5 protein-coding genes, 4 tRNA genes and 1 pseudogene are annotated in these 11118 nt (G+C 46.6%); all 10 read left to right on the forward strand.

What is annotated here, in order from left to right; all coding sequences use genetic code 11:
* Position 1 precedes the first annotated feature (1 nt).
* Positions 2-76 (forward strand) — tRNA-Gly (locus tag V7112_RS21935).
* Positions 77-78: 2 nt separating this feature from the next.
* A tRNA-Cys gene (locus V7112_RS21940) sits at positions 79-152 on the forward strand.
* A gap of 37 nt (positions 153-189) precedes the next feature.
* A tRNA-Leu gene (locus V7112_RS21945) sits at positions 190-275 on the forward strand.
* A gap of 34 nt (positions 276-309) precedes the next feature.
* Positions 310-392, forward strand: a tRNA-Leu gene (locus V7112_RS21950).
* A 94-nt stretch (positions 393-486) separates the two neighbouring features.
* A pseudogene (locus V7112_RS21955) lies at positions 487-732 on the forward strand (cyclase family protein); the annotation flags it as partial.
* A 419-nt stretch (positions 733-1151) separates the two neighbouring features.
* Positions 1152-3572: a beta-glucosidase gene (locus V7112_RS21960; RefSeq protein ID WP_335423766.1), complete on the forward strand. Its 2421-nt coding sequence runs from the start codon at positions 1152-1154 to the stop codon at positions 3570-3572.
* A 579-nt stretch (positions 3573-4151) separates the two neighbouring features.
* Positions 4152-6602, forward strand: coding sequence for a beta-glucosidase (locus V7112_RS21965; protein WP_335423768.1), 2451 nt, complete (start codon positions 4152-4154; stop codon positions 6600-6602).
* Between the two features lie 241 nt (positions 6603-6843).
* Positions 6844-8358 (forward strand): right-handed parallel beta-helix repeat-containing protein, encoded by a 1515-nt coding sequence (locus V7112_RS21970; protein WP_335423774.1) that lies wholly within the window; start codon positions 6844-6846, stop codon positions 8356-8358.
* Positions 8359-8487: 129 nt separating this feature from the next.
* Positions 8488-10464 carry a glycoside hydrolase family 3 protein gene (locus V7112_RS21975; RefSeq protein ID WP_335423770.1) on the forward strand — a complete coding sequence of 659 codons (1977 nt, stop codon included), beginning with the start codon at positions 8488-8490 and terminating at the stop codon, positions 10462-10464.
* 350 nt (positions 10465-10814) lie between these two features.
* A partial coding sequence (locus V7112_RS21980; protein WP_335423772.1) for a TetR/AcrR family transcriptional regulator occupies positions 10815-11118 on the forward strand: 304 nt, incomplete at its 3' end.

An 11118-nucleotide genomic window follows, 5' to 3' on the forward strand; every position in this document is an offset into this window, starting at 1 on the left:
TGCGGAAGTAGTTCAGTGGTAGAACACCACCTTGCCAAGGTGGGGGTCGCGGGTTCGAATCCCGTCTTCCGCTCCAATGGCGGCATAGCCAAGTGGTAAGGCAGAGGTCTGCAAAACCTTTACCACCGGTTCGAATCCGGTTGCCGCCTCCATTATTTTAAAAAGAATGTAAGTGCTTTTTTATAATTTGCCGGGGTGGCGGAACTGGCAGACGCACAGGACTTAAAATCCTGCGGTAGGTGACTACCGTACCGGTTCGATTCCGGTTCTCGGCATCTTTTGATGTTTTTTTTCTTTCTCAATATATACGCCTGAGTGGTGGAATGGCAGACACGGTGGACTCAAAATCCACTGCCAGCGATGGCGTGCCGGTTCGAGTCCGGCCTCAGGTATCAAAGATTAGTCAAAAAGGATTGTAAATTCAGCTAAGCGGCTGAACTTACAATCTTTTTTTATTGTGTTCAATAATAGAAAAGACAATTTGATCAAGTACATTTAGAATGGTTTTATGGTGATGGCGTTCTGTTTGACTTTGGAGAGAAGGAAAAGGGATACGGAAAAACAATTGAAAATTTGAAGAAACAACTTAAGCAAATGGAATATAATTTGAAACCTAATGACATTGTTTTAGTACGAACTGGGGCGGATAAACATATTTACGAAGACCATTATGCTTTTTGTAGTGCTGGAGTGACTGCAGAAGCCACCCGTTGGTTAATCAATCTTGAGTAGTATCAAGTGAAATCTTGTCCAGCGGTAAGATAAGTAAAAACAAGTTAAAATAAGAAACGGGTAAACACTCACAAATGTTGATTTGATCAATGTTTGTGGGTGTTTTTTGTATTCTGGCACAACCGGGGAACCGATTTGCGCTAGCGACTTTTTTTACGATTCTTAAATTTTACCGTTCAATAGACTAATAGAAAAATAGATAGAATGGGGACGATACCAATGGAGATAACTTTAGTAAGGGATGGATTTATTTAAAATGTTAAACGAATTATTTCAAAACAAATAGACAACATAGATAAAGGGAGAGAATAAAACGATTTATTTCAATACTAATAAACTACATAGATAGATGGGAGAGGTTAAAGCAGATTATTTCCAAAATACTACATAGACAATATAGATAGTAAGGAGAGTTTAAGATGATAAAACAAGCTATTTCAATTTTTTTGGCAGCAATGTTTTTTTTATCAACGTTTGTAATTCCTGCTAATGCACAGAACGCTCCGGCGAAAGGGACCCTCCCTTGGATGAACACCAAGCTCTCTGCAGAGGAGCGGACCGAGCTACTTATTAAAGCGATGACGTTGGACCAGAAAATTCAGCAAATCGCTATCTCGCGTTTCAATGAGAACAACACCGGTGAGACGGTCATCATCAAAAGAGGCGGTTCTAACAAGTATATGAGTGGCGAATTCCCGCCTCAAGGTACCCTCCCCGGGTGTGAGTTTCAAGACACCGGCCGACAGATCCGTGGAATCGAGGAGCTGGGTATCCCCACAATTCGCATGACCAATGGTGGTACGGGTGTGAAGGGCGGATCGTGTCACAATGACCCTGTGGCGACGGGCCTGCCGTCCACCGTTGCTATGGCTGCGACCTTCAACCGTGGGCTGAACTATGAGGCCGGTCGAATCCTCGGCGTGGAGACCCGTGCCTTCGCGCATCAAGTGTTGCTCGGACCGGGCATGAACCTCGTGCGCCACCCGTACGGTGGTCGGAACTATGAGTACTTCAGTGAGGACCCGTACCTGACAGGCACCCTGGCGACGCAGCAGGTCAAGGGCATACAGGACCAGAAAATCCAGGCCCAGCTCAAGCACCTTGCCGGTAACGAGCAGGAAACTGAGCGATGGACAATGGGTGTTCAGGTTCCCTCTCGAGCTATGAACGAACTGTACATGCTGCCATTCGAGATGACCGTCAAGGATTCTGATCCGGCCTCCGTGATGTGCTCGTTCCCGGATGTCAACGGCACCTATGCTTGTGACAGTACTGAACTACTCCAGGATGCCCTACGGCGCAATTGGGGCTTCGACGGTTGGGTCATGAGTGACCGTCGTGCGATTCACGATACGGTATCTGCCATCAAGGCGGGCACGGATGTTGAGCTCGACTGGGCGCCACAGTTCTACACCGAGGAGAAGGTCAAGAAGGCCCTCGACTCCGGTCAGGTGACCGAGAACGACATTGACAACCTTCTTCGTCCACGGTACATCAAGATGATTGAATTCGGTCAAATGGATCAGCCATACGATAAGTTCATGCCGGAGATTGTCGATCGGAAGGCTAATGGTGCTAGCGCCCGGAAGATGGCAGAAGAAGGGGCTGTGCTGTTGAAGAACAAAGCTGGCTTTCTACCGCTTGACGGCAAGCCGAAAACGATTGCGCTAATCGGTGTCGAGTGGTTCGCTGGTATAGCTAAGATGTCACCGCGCTCCGTTCGAGACAATAACGAGAACGTCGTGACTCCTTATACAGTCACGCCAAAACAAGGTCTGGAGAATGTCATCAAGGAGCTCGGCTATGGCACAAAAGTCACGTACAATGATGGCCGTGACCCGAAGGCTGCTGCTAAACTTGCCGGTGAGTCCGACGTCGTGCTCCTCATGATCGGAGACAACCCGCATGAGACCAAGGACCGCGAGACACTTGGCTTCCCGCGTATCGACCTTAACCCGAACCCGGACAAACAGGACTGGGTGGAGCAGGAGCCACTGATCGACGCGGTTCTCAAAGCCAACGCAAAGAACACGGTTGTAGTCCTGAAAACTTCCGGTACGGTGCTCATGCCGTGGCTGGATAAGGTCCCTGCCGTCCTTGAGGCTTGGTTTCCAGGTATGGAGGATGGTAATGCCGTCGCCAATCTGCTCTATGGTAAGGTCAATCCGTCAGGCAAGTTGCCTATGACGTTCGGTGCCACTGAGCGTGAAGCCGCCTTCGCGACGGAGAAGCAGTATCCTGGAACCCGTCAAGATACTGGTAAGCCTGGTGGCCCAGGCCCATACGGTAACGGTTCTAAACAACTAATTGCGCAGTACACCGAGGGCCTAGAGATGGGCTATCGCTGGTATGAGGCCAACAACGTAAAGCCGGTATTCCCATTCGGATATGGCCTGTCCTACACAAGTTTCAAATATAACGACCTCAAGGTAAAAAGAGTCCAAGGTCAAAAGGGAGCGGTGTCTGGTATTGACGTGTCATTCACCATCAAAAATACTGGTAAAGTTGCCGGAGCTGAAGCGGCACAGGTATACCTGACTCTACCTGATAAGGCGGGGGAGCCGTCCAAGCGACTTGTTAACTTCGAGAAGGTTAATCTTAAGCCTGGAGAGAGCAAGCTGGTGACACTGAGAATAAGTCTGAATGACTCTAACCACCCGTTCTCTTATTTCATTCCAGATGAACCGGACAATCTGAAGAACTGGGCTGACGGCGAGTGGGCCACCGTTGACGGGAAGTACCGCGTTCATGTCGGTGGATCCTCAGCAGACACGCCGTTGAAAAAGGATATAATGTTGAAGTTCAAACTTGAAAAGGGCAAGGGGAAATCCAATCGATAGTCCCCTGGCCTTGGGATGATGTCGGTGACCAAGTAGGTGTCAACTGGCATCTAGTAGATGGTGAGCCGGCGGGCTCGGTGAATTAAACCGAGACCCGCGGGCTCACTGTTTTTTTTCAACGCATTCATAGACGACAATGAAAAGGGTCAAAGAAATACGTGAGAAATCTTGAAATCTTATGAAGGAATCCGTTACTAGTTTTATTCATTACATGTTACGTTCTAATTGATTTCCAAATAGTATAGTAAAGTAAAAAGCTTGTTTAATAAATAGAAGTTCAACCATCCTTTTTCAGTATATTGAGAATAATGAAGTTTAATGCTCATTCAAACTTTGTTCATTTGGCAATCATTGATTTATACAGTATTTGAATACCATTCGGGACTTTAGGAGCATTACAAATATCGTAGTTTTTGTTGCTGAATTGTAATTAGCCATTCATGCTTGTGTAATATTTTCCCTCTATACTAATATACTAGTATACCAGCAAGGGAGAGATAAGATGTTAAAACGAATTAGTTAAATACCAATAGATAGTTAAATACCAATAGACAAATAGACAATACAAAGGAGAAAAAGATGATAAAACGCATTACTTTAGTTTTTTTAACAGCAATGATCTACATGTCTTCTATAGTAATTCCTGCTAATGCGGAGAATGGTGGAACTGAAGGGACCAAACCCTGGATGAACACACAGCTCTCTGCTGAGGAGCGCACTGAGCTCCTTCTCGATGCGATGACGATGGAACAGAAGATCCAGCAAATCGCTATCTCGCGCTTCAATGAGAATGACAAAGGTGATCCGGTTGTCATCAAAAGAGGCGGAACTAGTAAGTATATGAACGGCGAATTCGCACCACAAGGTACCCTTCCAGGGTGTGAGTTTCAAGACACTGGCCGGCAAATCAAAGGGATCGAAGATCTCGGTATCCCTACAGTACGTATGACCAACGGTGGTACGGGCGTTAAGGGCGGATCGTGTCACAATGACCCATTGGCGACTGGCCTTCCGTCTACCCCAGGTTTGGCTGCGACATTCGACCGCGAGCTAAACTATGAGGCTGGCCGAATTCTTGGTGAGGAGACACGAGCTTTCGCGCATCACGTGTTCCTTGGACCAGGTATGAACCTCATCCGTCACCCGTACGGTGGCCGTAACTATGAATACTTTAGTGAGGACCCTTATTTGACAGGTACCCTTGCAATCGAGCAAACAAAGGGTATCCAGGATCAGGGAGTCCAGGTACAACTCAAGCACATGGCTGGAAACGAACAGGAAACTGAGCGTTGGACGATGGGTGTCCAAGTTCCTTCACAAGCTATGAACGAATTGTACATGTTGCCATTCGAAATGACCGTCAGAGATGCTGACCCAGCTTCCGTGATGTGTTCGTTCCCGGATGTTAACGGTACTTATGCATGTGACAGTTCTGAACTTCTACAAGATGCCCTACGGAAAAACTGGGGCTTTGACGGATACGTCATGAGTGACCGTCGTGCGATTCACGACACAGTGGCTGCTATCAAAGCGGGTACAAATGTCGAGCTTGACTGGGCACCACAGTATTACACACAAGAGAAGATCCAAGAGGCTCTCGACTCAGGAGCGGTAACTGAGGACGACATCGACAATCTACTTCGTCCACGTTACATCAAGATGATCGAGTTTGGCCATATGGATGAGCCTTTCGACAAATTTATGCCGGAAATCGTCGATCCGATGGCTAACGGCGCTACCGCACGGAAGATGGCCGAGGAAGGCTCCGTGCTGTTGAAGAACGACAACGGCTTCCTGCCATTAGATGGTGAGCCAAAGTCGATTGCATTGATCGGCATTGAGACGTTCGCTGGTGCGGCAAAGATGTCCCCACGTTCTGTTCGTGACGACAATGATTATGTAGTGACTCCATATACGGTCACACCACAAGAAGGCTTAGAGAATGTTATTAAAGAGTTGGGCTACAACACGAAAGTGACGTACAACAATGGCAGTGACCCGAAAGCTGCTGCTAAGTTAGCTGCTGAATCTGATGTCGTGCTTCTCATGGTCGGCGATAACCCACATGAGACAGTGGACCGTGAAACACTCGGATTCCCAGCATTGAACCTCAAATCGGGCGTGGCTGAGCAGGAGCCGGTGATCGACGCAGTTATGGAAGCTAACCCTGAGAACACTGTGGTGGTATTGAAGACTTCCGGTACGTCAATTATGCCGTGGTTGGATAAGGTACCTGCAGTTCTTCAAGCATGGTACCCAGGTATGGAGGATGGCAATGCCGTTGCTAACCTACTCTACGGTAAGGTTAATCCATCTGGTAAGCTGCCAATGACGTTCGGAGCTACTGAGCGTGAAGCAGCATTCGAGACTGAAAAACAGTACCCTGGAACTCGTCAAGATACAGGTAAGGTAGGTGGCCCAGGCCCTTACGGTGATGGTAAGTCCGATCAGCTAATCGCTCAATACACTGAAGGTCTTGAGATGGGTTACCGCTGGTACGAAGCAAACAACGTGAAGCCAGTCTTCCCATTCGGGTACGGCTTGTCTTACACAACTTTCGAGTATGATGACCTAAAAGTGAAGAAAGTCCGCGATACAGGAAAAGGCGGCAAAGGAGCATTATCCGGTCTTGACGTGTCCTTCACGATCACGAACACAGGTGATGTTGCCGGTAAAGAAGCTGCACAAGTGTATCTGACACTACCGGACGAAGCAGGACAGCCAACCAAGCGTCTTGTCAACTTCGAGAAGGTTGATCTTGAGCCAGGTGAGAGTCAACGCGTGACCGTTAGGATTAATCAAGCAGACTCCAACCACCCATTCTCTTACTTCATTCCGGATGAACCGGACAACCTTGCGAACTGGGCTGACGGCGAGTGGGCTACTGTTGACGGAAAATACCGCGTGCATGTCGGTGGTTCCTCGGCAGACACTCCGTTGGAAAAGGATATTCCGTTGAACTTCAAACTTGACAAGGACAACGGCAAAGGAAACAACAAAGACAAAAATAAAGGCAACAACAAAAGGTAACAAAGGCAACAACAATAGTAACAGCCAATGATAATAGAAATGGCACGGGGAATACTAATTGGTAGGACCCTCGCCATGGGAGGACGTTGGCGACCCCGGTAAGGGTCGTCAAGCATCCCTAAAGTGGTGAGCCTGCGAGCTCGGTGAATCAAGCCGAGGCCCGCGGGCTTTCTGCTTTTCTTGTCACCTCCATGGGCGATTAGAGGGATGAAAAGAGTGCAGAAAGGAAGTGAGAAGTTTGGTGAAAGAATTATTTCAGAACAGCCGAAGAGGTCCGGCGCATTCGTGGTGGGTGGCCCTTGGATTAGTGGTCCTCTTGGCGGCATGCACTGTCGAGGAATCCGATGAGCCAGTCAAGAGTAATGACGCCGTTGAACCTGCTCAGTCCGAGCACGGCGACTGGCAGGTTCCCGGTTTGGTGGACCGGTCCGGCGCGCCGATTGAGGTACCGACGCCGAGTCCGGCCAAGGGCAGGTCCTTGGACGTTACGGACTTCGGGGCAGATCCGGAACCAAATTCACACGACGACGCAGCAGCCATCAGGAAGGCACTGGACTCGGCAAAACCGGGTGACGAGGTCGTGCTGCCGGCCGGAACGTATGACCTGCGCTCGACTGACCCGGCTGACAAGTCGGCGAACATTGTGTTGCGTAGCGGTGTGGACCTGCGCGGGGAGGGCCGGGAGAAAACCGTGCTGCTAACCTCCCTCGACGGGGAGGATGACAGTCGGGTGATCCGCGGATCTGGCGTCCACGACGTCATCGTCGCCGACTTCACCATCACCTCCCGTTATGAGGGTCCACTTGGCGAAGATCCCGACGACGGCAATGCGGGTGGCGGTCCAATGTACGGGATCTACATCGGTGCCCACAAAGGGAAGTCTAGCTCTCGGGTCCTAGTGGAGAACTTAGGCATCCGCAGGTTCGAGCGTCACGGAATCTCCGTCAAGGCCAGCCGTGAAGTGACCCTCTCTGGAAACTACGTAAGTGAGGCAACTGGCGTTGGCCCTGGAGGTCAGGGTTATGGCATCGCTATCGAGGGCATAGCAGACCGGCACGACCCAGATGCCGCCACCGATTCCCGGCACAATGTCGTCATCAGCAATACCTTTGATGGCAGACATCTGCGGCACGCTATTCTGCTGCAGTTCCCTACGCACAACAATCTCGTAGCAGAGAACACCATAGTCGGTAGCTACCTTGACGCCATCGACCTGCACGGCGAGGGTGAATATCTGAACGAGATTCGAAACAACACAATCGTCGGTGGACAGAAGGCGGGCATCGCGCTTGGCAATTCCGGTGGGTCAAAGAACAAGCACGACGCCTCAGGAGCTGGAAACTGGGTACACTCCAACGACCTGATTGAAAACCGTCAGGGAATCCTCGTCATCCTGGGAACTCCTGACACCCTCATCGAGGACAATAGAATCACAGCCGGGGAGGATTCCAAGGTCGGCATCGAGGTCCGAAATGCACCGGGTACGGAGCTGCAAAGTAATCACATCACTGGAGGGACTGACGGGTTCTGGGCAATCCGACTCAAAGAGGACCGCGGTACTGACGGACGGGGCAAAGGAATCCCCTCAGGCATCAAAATCGAGAGTAACGTCATTCGACAGGCAGCCAACGGCATCAGGATTGATGCCGGGATGGACCACTGTATAATTGAAAATGTCTTTGACGGTATCAACGGAGATGAGCTGAGGGTGGCCGATGAGGTCGAAGTGAGCCAGTCGGCCCAGCATTGTCCCTAATCGAAAAAATATGTAACAACGGTGGCAAGAATGATGGCAAATTAAAACCTCCATAGCAGTTGGATAAACTTCTCCAAAAAAGGGATATTAATCAAGAATAAAATATCAACAATAATTGGAGTGAAGAAGATGTATTCCCGATACATAAGAAATACAGTTTTATGTATGATGGCATTTGTATTGGTTTTACCAATTGAACTACTGGAGGTACAGGCTCAAAATAATGTGGATGTTAAAACAAAAACAAAAGCTATCTTGAAAATTGAGGGAAAACGTTATAGAGATTTAAATGATAATGGAAAGCTTGACCCTTACGAAAATTGGGAGTTGTCTACCGAAAAGCGGGTGGAAGATTTAGTATCTCAAATGACAGTAGAAGAAAAGGCTGGGATTCTTACGATAAATGAATTTCCAAAAATTCAGGATGGTAAGTTAGTGTTACCCAACAAATTTCTTGACCAGCATACCCGTTATTTTATTTATAGAGAAATGCCGAGTGCCGATGTTATTGCTAACCATACGAATCAACTACAAGCAGCGGCAGAGGCTTCAAGACTAGGTATTCCTGCGGTAGTTGTTTCTAATCCTAGAAATCATCCCTTAACAATCCCAGTTATTGAAGAGACAGGACAGTTTTCTCATTGGCCAGATACTTTAGGCTTAGCGGCAACACGGGATTCGCGTTTGGTAAAAAGATTTGGTGAGATAGCTGCGAAAGAATGGAGAGCCGCAGGAATACATAAGATGTATGGCTATTCAGCGGATGTTGCAACAGACCCATTATGGGCAAGAAATCAAGAAACATTCGGGGAGAATCCAGAACTTGTATCTGGTATGGTCTACAATGTGATTAAAGGTTTTCAAGGTGATGTATTAAATGAAAAAAGTGTGTCGTTAACAACGCGACATTTCCCTGGCGGGGGAGCGCGAGCAAAGGGTAGGGATCCTCATTTTAAAGAAGGACAATATAATATTTATCCAACCCCGGGTAGCTTGTTAAAGTATCATATTCCACCGTTCAAAGCAGCAATTGAAGCAGAAACAACTTCTATTATGCCTTATTATGCATATCCGAGTAACAAAAGCGCAGAACAAGGATTACCACATTTTAGTGCAAATCAACAGTTTGAAGAAGTTGCTTTTGCACTAAATGAACAATTTATTAATGGCTATTTGCGAGATGAATTGAAGTTCTTAGGTTATGTTAATTCAGATACAAGTGCGGTGATTGATCGGGCATGGGGTGCACAGGATTTATCGTTAGAACAGCGTTTTGCAAAAGCAATAAATGCGGGTACCAATATTTTTTCCGGGGTACCAAACCCAAAACCGATTATCAATGCAGTAAATCAAGGCTTAGTGAAGGTAGAACAAATTAATCGTTCAGTCATTTATATCCTAACTGAAATGATGAAATTAGGGCTTTTTGAAAATCCATATGTAAATCCAGATAAGGCATTAACTATTGCAAATAATCCAGAATCCCAAAGGGTTGCAGATGATGCACATCGCAGGTCGGTTGTTCTCATGCGAAATGATAGTAATGTACTGCCATTACGGGATGACACTATTTCCAAGGTTCGACTTTATGTTGAAATGTTCTCAAAAGGAAAAAATGGTCAAGATACAGAGGAATTAAAGCAAAAAATAAGAAACCACGATAAATCTATTACAATCGTGGAAAATATAAAAGATGCGACGCATGCCTTTGTTTGGGTCCAACCATTTCAAGACTTATTTGCCAATAATCCAACGATTGTGATTGGTCCGGAAACGGGTGTGAATCAGGTAGAGCGAATCGTAAAAATTCAACAAACGGTTCCGACTATAACGGTAATTGATTTTTCCAATCCATGGCTTATTAACACCATTGAGCCAAATGCTCACGTCCTAATAGGAACGTTTGGTACAAAAGCAGAGGCAGTGGTAGATATGATCCGTGGAAAATTTAATCCTGTTGGGAAACTCCCTATCACCATCCCTGCAAGTCAAGAAGCCGTGAACAAAGAAGCAGGTGATGTACCAGGATATGATGAGGATCCATCCTATACGTATCAGGACAAAGCAGGAAATAGGTATCAATATAATTTCGGACTTACTTACTGAGTGTAATTTTGTGTGTTTGATGGTGAGAACGATCTGCCAGTATCTTTAAGTGGAATCGAGTAAATTAAGAAACGATAAGACACCTACAAATGTTGATACATCAATATTTGTAGGTGTTGTTGTTTTTTTAGAAAACTGGTGAAAAAGTAAGGGGGTGAAATCATTTTTTTCTACTATTTTTCAACTTAAAAAGACAGATGATTGGATTCAAGGAGACAAGGTATAAACACTTGTCTCTTTTTGCATAAAATAGGATTCTCCGCTTTTATTTTTCTGAATTTTTAATAAAAGGTGTTTACTATTTTTAAATTTATTATATAATAAACGATATATAACGGATGTTTTATATCATGCGATTTATAACGAGAAAGGAACGAACAATGGCACCGAAGAAAAAATTTTCTAAACAACAAATAATTGACGCAGCATTTGAAATCGCGAAGAAAGAGGGGATGTCCAATATTACGATTCGGAAAGTGGCGGATTATTTGGGAAGCTCGATTGCGCCTATTTATGTCAATTTCAATACTATTGATGAGTTAACTGAAGCCGTCATGCAAAAAATCACTGAGTTAAGTTATCAACTTTTAGAGAAAGAGAATTCTGGGAAACCATTCCACGACATAGGGGTAGCAAGCCTCCGATTTGCAAGAG

It is taken from the genome of Bacillus sp. JJ1566 (assembly GCF_036962685.1).
Classification (GTDB): domain Bacteria; phylum Bacillota; class Bacilli; order Bacillales; family Bacillaceae_L; genus Ferdinandcohnia.